Genomic DNA, 14845 nt, shown 5'->3' with positions numbered 1-14845 from the left:
GCCGGTCAGAGCCCGGCCGGTTAGCGCGTCGCCGGTGGCGGGGCGACCGCGCCCCGGCCCGCCTTGACGCCGTTCACCATGGCCTGGTGGATCGCCCGCGCGATGGTCTCGTCGGCTGCCGGCACTGGGCTGCCGGCCACCGTGTACCAGTCCAGGGCGCCGGTGTACTGCACGGTCAGCCGCACCTCGCCGTCCACCCAGGTGGTGTGCACGGTGAGGTCGCCGGAGATGGGGCCGACCTCGGCGGTGGTGACACCGCCAGGGCCGCTGATGATCGACTGGGTGGTCCAGGTCGCCCACGACGCGCGCGGATCCGCGGGCGGCCGGGCCTGCCTACTGCCTTGGTCGTGTTCGGTCATGCGCCTATCCTCCCCGGCAAGTGAGTCGCCGCCCGGGCGGCGACACCTGAGGTCGCGGCGACCGCCCGGTCCCACCGGGCGGTCGAGTCGGTACGGCGGACGGTCAGTCGAGGCGCCCGGGTTCGTCCAGCATGGCGTCGCCCTCCGCCTGGGAGGTGTCCTGGGCGTGCAGGTTCTGCATCGAGGTGATGCCCTCCTCGGGGTCGGCGGCGCGGACGTCCTCCTCGCGGTCGGCGCTCGGCTGGGACCGTTCGCTCATGTCGGTCATCGCGGGCTCCGTCTCCTCGGCCGGTCCGGGCGCGCCGGTCTGCGGCGCGGCAGGGCCGGGACCGGGCATCTCTGTCGCCCTTACAGACTGCCTCCGCCCCGGCGCCGGGGCCAGTCGGGTGACCGGGGCGCCGCGTTCCGGCGCCGCGGCCACGACCGGGCGGCCTCACCAGGTGACGGGCAGCGACCGCATGCCGTAGATGAACGAGTCCGTCCGGAACGCCCGCTCGCCCCCGGAGCCCGCCGGCCGCAGCCCGGGCAGCCGCCGGAACAGCGTGGCCAGCGCGATCTGCAGCTCGGCGCGGGCCAGCGGCTGGCCGAGACACTGGTGCACGCCGAAGCCGAAGGCCATGTGCCGCCGGGCGTCCCGGTCGAGGTCCAGCTCGTCGGCGGGCCGGTGGCCGGTGCCGCCGAACACCGCCTCGTCCCGGTTGGCCGTGGAGAGCATCGCGATCACGCCCTCCCCGGCCCGGACCGTCGTACCGCCCAGGTCGACGTCCTCCAGGGCCACCCGGGGCACCCCGGTGTGGACGATGGTGAGCAGGCGCAGCAACTCCTCCACCGCACCTGGCACCGCGGCCGGGTCCGCCAGCGCGGCGATCTGCTCGGGCTGCTCCATGAGCAGGGCGGTGGAGAGCGAGATCATGTTCGCGGTGGTCTCGTGCCCGGCGATCAGCAGCAGGATGCCGGTACTGGCGACCTCGCGGGGGGTCAGGTCGTCGCGTACGGCGAGCCGGCTGAGGATGTCGTCCTCCGGCTGCTGCCGCTTGCGGGCCGCCAGCCGGCTCAGGTAGTCGAGCAGTTCGTCCTGCGCCTCGCTGAGCTCCTCCAGGGTGCTGGTGTTGCCGAGCAGCGTCTGGCTGAGGCTCTGGAAGAACTCGCGGTCCTCGTACGGGACGCCGAGCAGCAGGCAGATCACCAGGGAGGGGATCGGCAGCGCGAAGTCGGCGACCAGGTCGGCCTCGGTACGGCCTTCGGTCATCCGGTCCAGCGCCTCGTCCACGATCTGCTGCACGGCCGGGCGCATCGCCTCGACCCGCTTGACCAGGAAGTCCCCGGTGACCATCCGGCGGAGCCGGGCGTGCTCGGGGTCGTCCAGGCGGAGGAAGCTCGGGTTGGCGGCGATCAACTCCCGGCGGCCGGCGGCCAGCAGCGGGAAGTTCGGGTGGCGCACGTCCGCGCTGAAGCGGCGGTCGGACAGGACGGTGCGGACCTCGGCGTAACCGGTGGCCAGCCAACAGGACTCGCCGTCGGGCAGGTCGGCGCGGGTGACGGCGGCGGTCGCGGCGGCCTCGGTGTACGCGGGCGGCGGGCTGAACGGGCAGCCGGCGGAGTGCGGGGCCGGCAGCGGGATGGCGGGGGCGGTGGGTGTGCTCGTCAAGGTGGGGTCTCCTTGCGTCGCGGTGCTCTCCGGTGGGGGTGTGATGGCCGGTGTTCCGTCAGGTCTTCCGCCTGATGGTCAGTCAGTCGTCGACCGCGGCGGTCTCGTCCTCGACGACGGTGATCGCGCCGCCCGGGCAGAGCTGGGCGGCCAGCCGGAGTTCGGCGAACTGTTCGGGTCGGAACGAGGTCTGACGCAGCCTCACCAGGCTGTCCTGGTCGTCCTGGTCGAAGACCTCGGGGACGTTCATGACGCACATGCCGGAGCTGCAGCAGCGGTCCCGGTCGACGCTCACCCGCATGGTCGGGCACCTCTCGCCAGTGCGCCGCCGACTGGCCGGCGGCGGCCTCTCGTTGTCATTGCCAACCTAACCGCCGCTGTTCCGTCCACGGAGGGCCCGGCGCCGGGATCGTCGAGATTGGCCGGTTCGGATCCCGTCGGAACGCCCGTGGGGCGCGGCAGGTTTGAATTGACGTTACCCCGCCAAGCGCGGTCCCGACAGCCCCGGGCCGGCCTGCCTCTGGACTGCCTGCCCAACGCCCGACCGCCTGCCTCCGGGCCGCCCGTCGCCGAACCGAGCCCCGGATCACAGCCCCTCGGCGGCGGCGATCTCCCGTACGGTCGCGACGGTGTCGGCCTCGGCGGCGCCCTTGTCGGGCCGGTAGCGCACCACCCGGGCGAACCGCAAGGCAAGGCCGGCGGGGTAGCGGGAGCTGCGCTGCAGGCCGTCGAAGGCGATCTCGACGACCAGCTCCGGCCGGACCCGCACCGTCCAGTCGTCCCGCTCGGCCTCCCGGGCCAGCAGTTCCCCGGTCTGCCAGGCCAGCGTCGCGTCGGTGAGGCCCTTGAAGGTCTTGCCGAGCATCACCCACGGTCCGAGCCCCGGCTCGCCCGCCGCCCGGGCGCCCAGGTGCAGGTTGCTGAGGAGGCCGCGCCGCCGCCCGCTGCCCCACTCCGCCGCCAGTACGACCAGATCGAGGGTGTGCCGGGGCTTCACCTTGATCCAGCCGATGCCGCGCCGCCCCGCCGCGTACCCGGCCGCCGGATCCTTGACCAGCACGCCCTCGTGGCCGAGGGCCAGTGTGTCGCGGAAGAACGCCAGCGCCTGCTCGCGGTCCCCGGTCTCGGTGCGGGCCACCCGCAGGTCCCGCGGCACCGTCTCGGCCAGCGCCGCCCAGCGCTCCCGGCCGGGACGGTCCACCAGGTCCTCGCCGTCCCGGTGCAGCAGGTCGAAGAAGTAGGCGCTGAGCGGCACTTCGGCACGCAGCCGCTCCGGGGCCTGCCGGGAGGCGGTGCGCGCGGCCGTCTCCTGGAACGGGCGCGGCCGCCCGTCCGGGCCGAGTGCGATCGCCTCGCCGTCCAGCACCGCCGAACGCAGCGGCAGTGCGAGCGCCGCCTCGGCCACCTCGGGGACGCGCGCGGTGATGTCGTCCAGGCTGCGGGTGAACACCGCGACCTCGGCACCGTCCCGGTGCACCTGCACCCGGATCCCGTCCAGCTTCCACTCCAGTGCGGCCGGGCCGGTGCGCTCCAGTGCCGAGGCCACGTCCGGCGCGGAAGCGGCCAACATCGGGCGCACCGCCCGCCCCACCTCCAGCCGGAACGCCGCCAGGGCCTCCTCCCCGCCGGTCAGCGCCGCCTCCGCCACCGCCCGGGCCGAACCCCGGAACATCAGCGCCCGCCGCACCGCCGCCGCCGGCACGCCGGCCGCCTGCGCCACCGCGTCCCCGACCACCGCGTCCAGCGCTCCCTGCCGCAGGTCGCCGACCAGCACCGCCCGCAGGAACCCCTGCTCCACCTCGGTCGCCCGCGCGAACAGCCCGTGCAACAGCCGCCGCCGCTCCGCCTGCGCCCCGGCGCCGTGCACCTCCGCGATCCGCTCCAGCTCCCGCTCCACCTCCCGCACCCCCAGCGACGCCTCCACCGCAGGCCCCGGCAGACCCCGCAGCGCCGCGGGCCCGACCCCCGTCCGCAACCGCTGCGACTCGCCGGACAGCAACACCACCGCCGCCGAGGCCTCCATCGGCCCCAACTCCCGCAGGCACCCGGCCAACAACCCGGTCTTGGCCCGCCGCCCCGGCTCCGCCGCCACCTCCCGCGACACCACCGCCAACCGCCACAACCCCGCCACCAGACCACCTCCTCCCCCCCAGCATCCGCGCCCGCCCCGCCTCCCGCACGGGCGGCAGTCCGCCTCTCGGCCCCGCGCCACCTCCCTTCTCCGGCGGGCGCATTAATAAATGAATAACCATTTACTAACCTGCTACTGTCGATCGCGACACCACGAAAGGAGCGGGGTCATGCCACGACCACGCGCCACCAGTGACACCGAGATCCTCGCCGCCACCGCGCGCGCCATCGGCGCCCACGGCCCAGCCCGGCTCACCCTGGCGCACGTCGGCGCCGAAGCCGGGATCTCCCCGGCCACGCTGTCGCAGCGTTTCGGGTCCAAGCGGGGCCTGCTGCTCGCGTTCGCCGCAGACGCCGCCGTCCACGCCGCCGAGCCCTACCGGAGGGCCCGGGCCGCGCACGACTCGCCGCTGGCGGCCCTGCACGCCGCCGCCGACGAGTTCGCCGGCCACCTGTCCACCCCCGAGGAGATGGCCAACCACCTCGGCATGCCGCAGCTCGACCTCGCCGATCCCGAATTCCGCGTCCACGCCGCCGCGCACACCCGCGCACTCGACGCGGCCTTGCGGGAACTGCTCGGCGAAGCCGTCGCACTCGGCGAAGTCCCGCCCGGCACCGACGTGCCCCGTCTCACGCGCGCCGTCAGGATCACCATGGACGGCTCCCTGCTGCGCTGGGCGCTCACGGGCGACGGCGACCCCGCCGCCCTCCTCCACGACGACCTCGACCACCTTCTCGGGAGGATCCGGTGACCTTCACCGCCACCGTCTTCATCGGCACCAGCCTCGACGGCTTCATCGCCCGGCCCGACGACGACATCGAATGGCTGACCTCGCGCGGCGAACGCGCCGGTGACCTCGGCTTCTTCGAGTTCCTCGGTACGGTCGACGCCGTGGTCATGGGCCGCAACACCTACGAGAAGGTCATCGGCTTCGGCGCGGAGAACTGGCACTACGGCGACCGGCACGTCGGTGTCCTGAGCACCACCCTCCCCGAGGACGCCGACCCGCGCGTCACCGTCCACCGGGACCTGGACAGCCTCCTCGCCGACCTCGACCGGCGCGGCATCCAGCACGTCTACCCCGACGGCGGACGCCTGATCCAGAGCTTCATCAGCGCCGGACGCGTCGACAGGTTCATCATCAGCGTCGCGCCCGTCCTGATCGGCGCCGGCCACCGACTGTTCGGCGAGCTGCTCCACGACGTCCCCCTGCGCCTGGACTCGGCCGCCGATGCCGGTGGCGGCTTCGTGCAACTGCGCTACACCGTGGAGAGATAGCGGCGCGCCCGGCGGTCGTCCGCGTCGGTGGACCGCTCCCCGGTCTCCGGGATGCCTGCCCGTGGTCCGGTCGGGACGGTGCGGCTCCCCACGTGCCGGAGTGGAGTGCGGGGCTGCCGGTCTTGGCCGGGGCGGTGATCGGTGGCGGGGTTACAGGGCGTCATGCTGGGGGCGGCAAAGGTGCTGTGACCTGAGGAGAGCGGGATGACCGAGACGACCGACATGAGTGAGATGAGCGGCACCCCCACCGCCCACTGGAGTGTGGGTGCTCCCGAGGCCGGTGACTTCGCCGCCTGGCGTGAACTCTTCCGCGGGTACTGCGAGTTCTACCGGGTGCCGTGCCCGGAGGAGAAGGCCGAACTGGTGTGGTCCTGGCTCACCGACAAGGAGCACGAGCTGGACGGGCTGCTGGTCCGGGACGGTGAGGGGAGGCCGGTCGGGCTCGCCCACTACCGGCCGTTCGCCCGGCCGCTGCACGGGGCCGTCGGCTGCTTCCTCGACGACCTCTTCGTCGCGCCGCAGGTGCGCGGCGGCGGAGCGGTGGACGTGCTGCTGGCCCGGCTGCGCGAGATCGCCGCCGAGCGCGGTTGGAACACCGTCCGCTGGATCACCTCCGAGACCAACTACCGGGCGCGCGGCAAGTACGACCAGGTCGCCACCCGGACGCCGTTCCTCACGTACGACATGGCCCCGGACGCCGCGACGCGCTGAGCCCGTCTCCAGGCCGCCGGACATTCGTTCGGACTTTCTGTTATCGGCGCGCCGCCGAGAGGTCTCCGAGGTGCCGGCACCCGACCAGCCGGCCCGGATACAGAGAGTGTGAGTACGTGAACAGCGACGACAGGACGACCATCCTCCCGGCGATCGGCGACGGCGACGCGGGCGGCGGCCCGGACCGGTCGGGTGGCCGGGCGGCGCTGCGGGCCGCCCAGCGGCATGGCGCCCAACGGCATGGCGGCCGGGGGCGTCGGGCGCGGCGGCGTGGCGGGCTGGTGTCGGTGACCGCGGTGGTGGCGGCGGTGGCGGGCACCGGGCTGATCGCCGCGCTGGCGGGTGCCGGGTACGCGGCGTACGGAGGCAAGCAGACCGATCGGGACGTCGTGGGCGAGGCGATGGCCGCCGACGCGCTGATCGCTGCCGAGGTCGGCACGCACGAGGGCATCCAGGTCCCCGGCACGGGGGGAGCGGACCTGGGCGCTCCCGCGCCGTCCGACAGCCCGGCGGCGACCGGTCCGGCAGCGACCCCGAGCACCGGGGGCACGCCGGCCGCCGACGCCTTGGCGTCCCCGGCGGCCACCGTCGCGGCCACTCCGTCTCCCACCGCCCCCACGGCCCCTTCTGCTTCCGCCGCTTCCGCCGCGAAGGCGGCCCCGAGTGCCGGCCGGACCACCGCCGCGCCGACCGCCGCCCGGCGGACCGCCACCGCGCCGCCCACCCCGGTGGGTGGCGGCGCGGATGCCCCGTACGCGCAGCAGGTGGTGGACCTGGTCAACGCCGAACGGGCCAAGGCCGGTTGCGGGCCGGTCACGGCAGAACCCCGGCTGGCCAGTGCGGCCCAGTCGCACAGTGATGACATGGCCGACCGCAACTACTTCGACCATGCGAGCCCCGAGGGCTACCACGCCGACCACCGGATCGAGGCCGCCGGCTACCGCTGGAGCACATGGGGCGAGAACATCGCCCGTGGCCAGAAGGACCCGGCTGACGTCATGGACGCCTGGATGAACAGCCCGGGCCACCGCGCGAACATCCTGAACTGCGCGTTCAAGCAGCTCGGCGTCGGCGTGCGGACCGGGTCCGGCGGGCCGTGGTGGACCCAGGTGTTCGCCGCCCCGGCCTGACCGGCCCCCGTTCGGGGCCGATCGGACTCCCGTTCCACCAGTCCCGGCGCCGGCCCGCGCCAGCCGCCGATCCGGGCCGATTTTCCGATTCCGCGCACATTGTTGTTATCTGATCACTCCCCACAGGTCTCCGAGGAGGCAGCGGCGGACGGAAACACGGCAAGACGGAGTGCGGACCATGAACGCTGATGTGCAGAACAGGGCCGGGACGACCCTGGTAGTCGCGGCGCAGTCAGGCGACCGGCAGGCCCAGGAGGCGCTGGTCGCCGCCTGGCTGCCGCTCGTCTACAACGTGGCCGGCCGCGCCCTCGGCGGCCACGCCGATGTGGACGACGTCGCGCAAGAGACCATGATCCGTGCCCTGGACGGCCTGGACGGGCTCCGCGACCCGGGGTCGTTCCGGTCGTGGCTGGTCGCCATCACCATGAACCAGATCCGCCGCCGCCACACCGCCGGCCAGCAGCAGCCGACCGTCGGCGGACTGGACGAGACCTGGGAGGTCGCGGACCCGCGGGCCGACTTCACCGACCTCACCATCCTGCGCCTGGGCCTCTCCGGCCAGCGCCGTGAGGTCGCCGAGGCCACCCGCTGGCTCGATCCCGACGACCGCGAACTGCTCGCCGTGTGGTGGATGGAGGCCGCCGGTGAACTCACCCGGGGCGAACTCGCCGAGGCCCTCGACCTGAGCCCGCAGCACACCGCCGTCCGCGTCCAGCGGATGAAGAAGCAGCTCGAAGCGGGCCGCGTCGTCGTCCGCGCCCTCGGCGCCTACCCCCGCTGCCCCGAACTGACCGACGTCATCGCCGGATTCGACGGCACCCCGAACTCGGTCTGGCGAAAGCGCATCGCCCGCCACATCCGGGGCTGCGCCGGCTGCGACGGCCTCGGCCGTGACCTGTTCCCCGCCGAAGGACTGCTGGCCGGCCTCGCCCTGGTGCCGATCCCGCTCGACTCACCCGCCCTGCTGCACTTCCAGCACACCGCGGCCGCTGCTGCCCAGAGCGCCGCAGCCCACAGTGCTGCCGGCGGCGCCGGCTCCGGTACGGGTACCGGCGCCCACGCCGGTGCGGGAGGGCACGGCGGCTGGGCCGGCACCGCCGCTCGCAAGGCCGCGCTGGCGAGCGGCGCGGCCGCCGCGGTGGCCGTGACCACCCTCGCCCTGGTCTGGCCGCAGCACGTGGAGCCTCCGCGAGCTGCGGCACCGGAGCCCAGCGCTCCAGCTGTTGCCCACGACATCCCGACGATCGCCGCAGCCCCGGTGGCAACCGTCCCGTCGCCCCTGGCGGCGCCCACGGAGACCGTCACGGAGACCGTCGCACCGACGCCCACCGCCACCCCGACCCCGACCCGTACGGTCACGCCCGCGCCGGTGCCCAACCCGGAGCGCCAGCTGGTGGACCTGGTCAACGCCGAGCGTGCCAAGGCGGGTTGCGGCCCGCTGCGGATCGACCCGCGGCTGCACACCGCCGCCCAGAAGCACACCGAGGACATGGCCACCCGCGGCTTCTTCGACCACGTCAACCCGGACGGCGTCCGCGCCGACGCCCGGATCACCGCCGCCGGCTACCGCTGGTCCCAGTGGGGCGAGAACATCGACCGGGGCCCGACCACCCCGGCCGCCGTCTTCGCCCGCTGGATGGACGGCGGCATCCACCAGTCCAACATGCTCGACTGCGGCTTCAAGGACATCGGCGTCGGCGTCGCGACCAGCCCGGCCGGCACCCCGTACTGGACCCAGGACCTCGGAGCGCCGATGTCCTGACCAGGAGGGGCCGCGGAGGGACTACGCGGGCGTGACCCCGACCAGCCCGTCCGCCGAGCCGGTCACGAAGCCGGTGGCCTGCCCGACGACACCGCCCGCGTCGCCGACCTGACCCGGTGCCAGGTCAGGCGCGCTGCTGAGCGGTCCGGGCAGTCCCTCCTGCCCGCCGACGGCACTGGCGTGCGCGCTGGGGGCGGTGAGGGAGGCCACGACACCCACGGCGAGCGAGGCGACGGCGAGCATGCTGCGCTTCTTCATGGCCCGTCCAACGAGGCTGCGCCGGAAGGGTTACGGCGACGGCCGTCGCGAACTGCCCCGCGACCGCTGCCGAATCCGTCCCCGCAGTGCGTCAGTCCCGGTAGAACGTCCGCCCGCCGGAGCCGGAGGAGACCGACCACACCTCGGTTATCAGCCCTCCGCTGAGCCGCAGGACGTCCGTCCCGCTGCGCGCCGTCAGCCCGCCCTCGCCGTCCGGGAACGTCGCCCGGTAGGGCCGGGCGACCAGGCCGGACAGCGCTCCGTCGACCGACTCCACGTCCACCACCGGGAGGCCCTCGGCCTCGAACCGCAGCCCCGGCCGGGCGGCGTGCCACTGCCCGATCACCTCCGCCAGCCGCGCCGGCGTCCGCACCTGGTCGAACACCTCCGCGCCCGCCTGCGCGTACCGCAGCGTGAAATCGGGCGCCATGATCTGCTCGGCGAGCCCCGATTCGCCGTTCCACAGCGCCGTCCAGCGGTCGTAGACCTCGACCCCGACCTCCCGCAGCTGAACACCCATGAGCAGGCCCCCGTTCGTCCTCCGACCGTCCGTCGATCGTGCTCGGGACGCTAGCACCGGGCACTGACAATCCGGCCGGAGCGGGCACGCGGGCGGACGCACCGCTGACAGGGCACGGCGGGAACGGCACGGCGGGAACGGCGCGCCGGGAGGGGCCGCGGCGGCGGCCGGGTGAGGACGTTGGACGGCCCGCGCGCCGGCTGGGACTCAGGCCGGACGGCGGGCGGGCCGTGGGAACCACCATGGCCTCACCCGCCCCTGCCGTCCAGGGGCGTGCACGGGGCGACCGGACGCAAACCGGTGCGCCGGGGAGTGCGCCATCAGCTCCAAGTGCGCCGTCAGAGCGTCCCGGAGCCCTGCGTGACCCCCGGCCCGCCCGCCCCCGCCGCCCCGGACGTGCCGGACGCCGCAGTGCCGCCCGGCGTCGCGCCCACCGGCCCGACCGTCCAGTCCGGATGCCCCGGCATCGGCGGCGTCCGCAGCCCGTACAGCCAGTCGTCGAGGAACCCGCCCAGGTCCTCCCCGGACACCTCGGAGGCCGTGCGGACGTAGTCCTCGGTGGTGGCGTTGCCGTACCGGTGCTCCCGCAGGAAGGTGCGTTCGATCCGGTCGAAGCGGTCCGCGCCGACCTTCTCGTGCAGCGCGAACAGCACCAGCGCGCCGCCCGTGTACCGCTGGCTGTCGAAGAGGTTCGAGGCGGTGGGGGCGGCGACCGGCCCGGAGTCGTGCCGCCACTGGTCGCCGAGGCCGTAGAGCTGGCGCATCCGGTCGACGAGGGTGGTGTGGCCCCAGTCGTCGGGCCAGCCGCGCTCGTAGCGGTACATCAGGCCGTAGAAGTCGGCGTGGCCCTCGTTGATCCACAGGTCGGACCACCGGGCCGGGGAGACGCTGTCGCCGAACCAGGAGTGGACCAGCTCGTGCATCATGTGCGAGCCGATCGCCGCCTCCGGCCGGCGGAGGAAGTTCGGCTTGTAGAGGGTCAGGGTCTGGGTCTCCAGTCCGGTGAAGCCGAACGCGGCCGGGTCGTCGGTGTCGGCGGGCAGGATGCCGTAGGTCCCGAACGGGAACGGCCCCAGGTGCTGTTCCGCCCAGGCGAGTTGGCCGGGTGTGAGGGCGAGCGCGGGCTCCAGGTCGGCGGCCCGGGCGGTCGGGACGACGTCGCGCAGCGGCAGGCCGTGCGGGCCGGTGCGCTCGCGGACGGTGTAGTCGCCGACCGAGACCTGGACCAGTTCGGTGGCCATCGGTTCGCGGGAGACGTACCGCCGGGTGGTGCGGCCGTCACCGCGGTGCTCGGTGTCCGCCAACTCGCCGTTGGCGACGCCCAGGAGGCCGTCCGGCGCGGTCACCGCGATGGTGAAGCGGGCCTTGTCGCTCGGGTGGTCGTTGCACGGGAACGCGGTGTGCGCGCTCGCGGGCTGGCCGGCCACCGCGAAGCCGTCCGGCGTGGGCACCCAGCCGGTGTGCGGCAGCGGTGCCCGCGGGTCGGCCGTGTACTCGACCGTCAACTCGGTGGCGGCGCCCCGGCGGAAGGGCCCGGGCGGGGTGACGGTCAGCTTCTCGTCGTGCGTCGCGAAGGCCGCCGGCCGGCCGTCGACCCGGACGGCGCGCACGGTCAGCCCGAGCGCGTCCAACTCCAGGCGCGCCAGCGTGCGGTCGGGCCGGACGGTGATCACGGCCGTGCCGTCCACGGTGCGGCTCTCGGCCCGGTAGTCGAAGGCCAGGTCGTACGCCAGCGCCCGGTACCCGGTGTTCCCGAGCGACGGGAAGACGGGATCGCCGAGCCCGTCCGCGGCACCGGCCGACGGGGCGCTCGCCGAGAGCAGCACCGCACTGAGCGCGAGCGGCAGGACGAGAGCGACACGGGGCCTGCACAAGCTGGACAAGGGTGATCACCGCATTTCACGAGGCACGTCACGAGCGGGAGCAGGCGCGGAAGCCGACGGAGCAGGGAGGCCGCGCACGGATGTTAGTGGACCGAGGGCCGCTGCAGGCGGGTGATCCGGAGTTCCGACGACACGCCGTGATCCCCCGGACGGCCCGCGGTGGTGGCGCGGCCCCCGCCCACGGTCTAGCGTCGGGAGTGCTTCGTCCCCTGACGGACGAGCCACGGCCGTCGGAGAACCTGGCCAGGTCCGGCGGCCGTACTTTCATGCCCTGGCGTTCCCGCCCGGACGCACCCCGTAGGCTGGCAGCCGAGACGACGCCCGCGTACCGGATGCCAGGAGCCGCCGTGACCAGCCCAGTTTCGCCCGTTCTGGTGATCGGTGAGTGCGTCGCCGACATCGTCCGCGAGGATGGCGCCGCGGACCGGGTGCACCCCGGCGGCAGCCCCGCGAACGTGGCGTACGGCCTGGCCCGGCTGGGCCGCCCCGCCACGCTGCTCACCGAGCTCGGGCCGGACGCCAACGGCCGGCTGATCCGGTCGCACCTGGAGTCGGCGGGCGTGCTGGTGCGGGCCGCCGAGGTCGCGCGGACACCCTCGGCCGTGGTGGAGCTGGACGGGCAGGGGAAGGCCCGCTACACCTTCGACATCGGCTGGACGCTCCCGCCGACGGAGCCGGCCGAGGCGCCCGCCGCGATCCACCTCGGCTCGATCGGCGCGGTCACCGAACCGGGCGCGGCGGCGGTGATTTCGCTGGTGGAGCGGTGGCGGGGGCGGGCGCAGGTCAGCTACGACCCCAATGTGCGGCCCGCGCTGATGGGGGAGCGGGCCGAGGCGGTCCGGCGGGTCGAGCGCTGCGTGGCGCTGAGCGACCTGGTCAAGGCGAGTGACGAGGACCTGGCCTGGCTCTACCCGGGCGAGCGGCCGGAGGCGGCCGCCGAGCGCTGGCTGGCCCTCGGCCCCTCCGTGGTCGCGGTGACCCTGGGCGCCGACGGCGCGTTCGCCCGCACGGCCGGGGGCGGACGGGCGGAGGCCGCGGCCGTCCCGGTAGCGGTCGCGGACACCGTCGGCGCCGGGGACTCCTTCATGGCCGCCTTGCTGCACTCCCGCGCGAGCGGCGCCGACCTCCCGGCCTGCCTCACCCACGCGGTGACGGCCGCCGCCCTGACCGTCTCCCGCCCGGGCGCCAACCCGCCCACGGCGTCCGAACTCGCGGACGCCCTGGCGGACGGACGGGGGCCGTTCACGAACGCCGGCGCGGTGTAGCCCCGGAGCGCCCCGGCGGCCGCGTCCAACGCCTCGACGTCAACTCCGTTGTTGCCCGAGCACGGTGAGCTCCTTGCCGTACCAGACCTCGGCGTACGGGCCGCTGCTGTAGGCGGGGATCTCCTGGTAGCCGTGCCGGAGGTAGAGCGTGCGGGCCTCGATCAGGTCCAGCCGGGTGTCCAGGACGATTCGGTCGGCGCCCAGGGAGCGTGCGGCCCCGTCGACGGCGGCCAGCAGACGGGCGCCGCCGGCGCTGCCGCGCAGCTCGGGGCGGACGTAGACGCGGGTGAGTTCGACGGTGGTGGCGTCGAGCCGCCGCAGGCCGGCGCACGAGTGGGCGACGCCGTCGTACCGACCGATCAGGAACAGGCCGTCCGGGGCGGCGAGGTGGTCGCTGGGGGTGTCGGCAAGCCCGGACTCCAGCTGCTCCGGGGTGCCTTCCCGTCCGAGGTGCAGGCGGTAGTAGCGGTTGGCCACGTCGTAGTAGTACGCGCGCAGCAGCTCCAGGGCTTCCGGGCTGGTCACGTCGGCCGGGGCGACGGCCCAGAGGTCGCGGGGGCGGGGCGCGGTGCTCGTCATGCGCGCATGATCCACTCCCGGCCGCACGGTCGCAATCGGTTTTTCGGGGCAGCTCGGGGCAGCTCGGGACGGCTCATGGCGGCTGCGGGCGGCTGCGGGTGGTCCGACGGGGCGAACCGGGGGCCGACGGACGGCAAAGGAACGGCAAGGAGTGCGGCGCGCCGTTGCCCCGCACGGGTGAGGAGGGGATTGGCGGGGGTGTGTGGTGGGGGAGCAGTGCAGCCATGGACAGACCATCAGATTGTCAGATTAGCGGGGCTTTGAGGGGAAGTCAGAAGCGTCGGCACCGCGCACGAACCGGCCTGCTGGCCGCCGTCTGCCTCTCCGCCGTGGCCGCCGGCTGCGCCGGCCCGGCCGGACCGAAGGCCGCCCCGGCCCCGACGGCCCCCGCCGCCGAGGCTCCCGTGGCCGCGGCCCCCGCCGCCGGGGCCGGTGCGGCGCCCGGCGCCGCCGTGGCGGCCGTCGACCGCGGAGCGGCCCGGCCACCCGCGGCGCCGCCGTTGCTGCCCGGCCTGGCCCGGAAGGAGGAGGAGACCAGCAGCGAGGCGGTCGCCCGCCAGGAGGCGACCGTCAGGTCCGCCCTGGAGACCGCCCACCGGTGGGGCCTGGAGCGTCCCCCGCTGAAGGCCCCACCGCGCCCGGCGACCAGGGCCCAGCTCACCCCCGTGCAGGGCGTCAAGCTCGCCGACGGCCGCCCGCCCGTGGTCTACCGGGTGCCGACCGACGACAAGGTGGTCTTCCTGACCGTCGACGACGGTGCCGAGAAGGACCCGGAGTTCTCCCGGATGGCCGAGGAGCTGGGCATCCCGCTCAGCGCCTTCGTGTCCGACTACCTGGTGCGCGAGAACTACGGCTACTTCCGCGACATGCACGCCCAGGGCGTGGAGATCAACAACCACACGATCAACCACCGCAACCTGAAGGTCCTGGACTACGAGACCCAGCACCAGGAGATCTGCAGCCAGCAGGACCAGCTGGCGCAGCAGATCGGCGTCCGCCCCCGGCTGTTCCGGCCGCCGTACGGCGAGTACAACGACGACACGCTGCGCGCGGCGGCCTCCTGCGGGGTGCAGGCGGTGCCGCTGTGGAACGAGGAGGCCTTCCCGGACCACATGGAGTGGCGCTACGACGACCAGAAGCTGCACCCGGGCGACATCATCCTGACCCACTTCCGGGGCGTCGACATCTGGAAGGCATCCATGCCGGACCTGCTGCGCAAGGTCGTCAACGACGTCACCGCGGCCGGCTTCTCCCTGGGCCGCCTGGACGACTACCTGTGACGGCGATCCGGAAGGGGACGGTCGCCAAGGAGACGACGGCA

At 74.3% G+C, this 14845-nt stretch carries 16 protein-coding genes; 7 read left to right on the top strand and 9 right to left on the bottom strand.

Annotation, left to right across the window (positions count from 1 at the left end; all coding sequences use genetic code 11):
• Positions 1-20: 20 nt before the first annotated feature.
• The 5 genes from AC0B61_RS18370 to AC0B61_RS18350 form a co-directional block, all read right to left on the bottom strand.
• Positions 21-359: a hypothetical protein gene (locus AC0B61_RS18370; protein WP_471741710.1), complete on the bottom strand. Its 339-nt coding sequence runs from the start codon at positions 357-359 to the stop codon at positions 21-23.
• Between the two features lie 103 nt (positions 360-462).
• Positions 463-627: a hypothetical protein gene (locus tag AC0B61_RS18365; RefSeq protein WP_471741709.1), complete on the bottom strand. Its 165-nt coding sequence runs from the start codon at positions 625-627 to the stop codon at positions 463-465.
• 165 nt (positions 628-792) lie between these two features.
• A complete protein-coding gene (locus tag AC0B61_RS18360; RefSeq protein WP_471741708.1) occupies positions 793-2007 on the bottom strand; it encodes a cytochrome P450 in 1215 nt (404 codons plus the stop codon).
• Between the two features lie 82 nt (positions 2008-2089).
• Positions 2090-2308, bottom strand: coding sequence for a ferredoxin (locus tag AC0B61_RS18355; protein ID WP_471741707.1), 219 nt, complete (start codon positions 2306-2308; stop codon positions 2090-2092).
• Between the two features lie 285 nt (positions 2309-2593).
• Positions 2594-4138 carry an ATP-dependent DNA ligase gene (locus AC0B61_RS18350; RefSeq protein ID WP_471741706.1) on the bottom strand — a complete coding sequence of 515 codons (1545 nt, stop codon included), beginning with the start codon at positions 4136-4138 and terminating at the stop codon, positions 2594-2596.
• A 169-nt stretch (positions 4139-4307) separates the two neighbouring features.
• On the opposite strand from AC0B61_RS18350, the gene AC0B61_RS18345 reads away from it, so the two are divergent.
• The 5 genes from AC0B61_RS18345 (at position 4308) to AC0B61_RS18325 (ending at position 9019) form a co-directional block, all read left to right on the top strand.
• Positions 4308-4889, top strand: a complete 582-nt coding sequence (locus tag AC0B61_RS18345) for a TetR/AcrR family transcriptional regulator (RefSeq protein ID WP_471741705.1) — start codon at positions 4308-4310, stop codon at positions 4887-4889.
• Complete coding sequence (locus tag AC0B61_RS18340; protein ID WP_471741704.1) at positions 4886-5416, top strand: dihydrofolate reductase family protein; 531 nt, start codon at positions 4886-4888, stop codon at positions 5414-5416. Before AC0B61_RS18345 ends, AC0B61_RS18340 begins: the two co-directional genes overlap by 4 nt.
• Positions 5417-5620: 204 nt before the next feature.
• Positions 5621-6127, top strand: a complete 507-nt coding sequence (locus tag AC0B61_RS18335; RefSeq protein WP_471741703.1) for a GNAT family N-acetyltransferase — start codon at positions 5621-5623, stop codon at positions 6125-6127.
• 116 nt (positions 6128-6243) lie between these two features.
• Positions 6244-7257 carry a CAP domain-containing protein gene (locus AC0B61_RS18330; RefSeq protein WP_471741702.1) on the top strand — a complete coding sequence of 338 codons (1014 nt, stop codon included), beginning with the start codon at positions 6244-6246 and terminating at the stop codon, positions 7255-7257.
• Positions 7258-7435: 178 nt separating this feature from the next.
• The gene (locus AC0B61_RS18325) at positions 7436-9019 is read left to right on the top strand and encodes a sigma-70 family RNA polymerase sigma factor (protein WP_471741701.1); all 1584 of its coding nucleotides are present in this window, start codon (positions 7436-7438) and stop codon (positions 9017-9019) included.
• 21 nt (positions 9020-9040) lie between these two features.
• Here AC0B61_RS18325 and AC0B61_RS18320 read toward each other — a convergent pair whose 3' ends face one another.
• The 3 genes from AC0B61_RS18320 to AC0B61_RS18310 all read right to left on the bottom strand — a co-directional run bounded on the left by AC0B61_RS18320 (position 9041) and on the right by AC0B61_RS18310 (position 11671).
• The gene (locus tag AC0B61_RS18320) at positions 9041-9277 is read right to left on the bottom strand and encodes a hypothetical protein (protein WP_471741700.1); all 237 of its coding nucleotides are present in this window, start codon (positions 9275-9277) and stop codon (positions 9041-9043) included.
• Between the two features lie 91 nt (positions 9278-9368).
• Positions 9369-9797: a nuclear transport factor 2 family protein gene (locus tag AC0B61_RS18315; RefSeq protein WP_471741699.1), complete on the bottom strand. Its 429-nt coding sequence runs from the start codon at positions 9795-9797 to the stop codon at positions 9369-9371.
• A 338-nt stretch (positions 9798-10135) separates the two neighbouring features.
• Positions 10136-11671 (bottom strand): M1 family metallopeptidase, encoded by a 1536-nt coding sequence (locus tag AC0B61_RS18310; protein ID WP_471741698.1) that lies wholly within the window; start codon positions 11669-11671, stop codon positions 10136-10138.
• A 356-nt stretch (positions 11672-12027) separates the two neighbouring features.
• On the opposite strand from AC0B61_RS18310, the gene AC0B61_RS18305 reads away from it, so the two are divergent.
• The gene (locus AC0B61_RS18305) at positions 12028-12945 is read left to right on the top strand and encodes a carbohydrate kinase family protein (RefSeq protein WP_471741697.1); all 918 of its coding nucleotides are present in this window, start codon (positions 12028-12030) and stop codon (positions 12943-12945) included.
• Positions 12946-12984: 39 nt separating this feature from the next.
• On the opposite strand, the gene AC0B61_RS18300 is transcribed toward AC0B61_RS18305, so the two are convergent.
• Positions 12985-13524: a GNAT family N-acetyltransferase gene (locus AC0B61_RS18300; RefSeq protein ID WP_471741696.1), complete on the bottom strand. Its 540-nt coding sequence runs from the start codon at positions 13522-13524 to the stop codon at positions 12985-12987.
• A 260-nt stretch (positions 13525-13784) separates the two neighbouring features.
• Between AC0B61_RS18300 and AC0B61_RS18295 the strand changes: the two genes are divergently transcribed.
• Entirely contained in the window at positions 13785-14804 is a 1020-nt protein-coding gene (locus AC0B61_RS18295) for a polysaccharide deacetylase family protein (RefSeq protein WP_471741695.1), read from the top strand.
• Positions 14805-14845: the final 41 nt, after the last annotated feature.

The organism is Kitasatospora sp. NPDC023385 (assembly GCF_055664045.1).
Note: the sequence above shows the minus strand (reverse complement) of the source record. Positions and strands in the feature narration are given on the sequence as shown.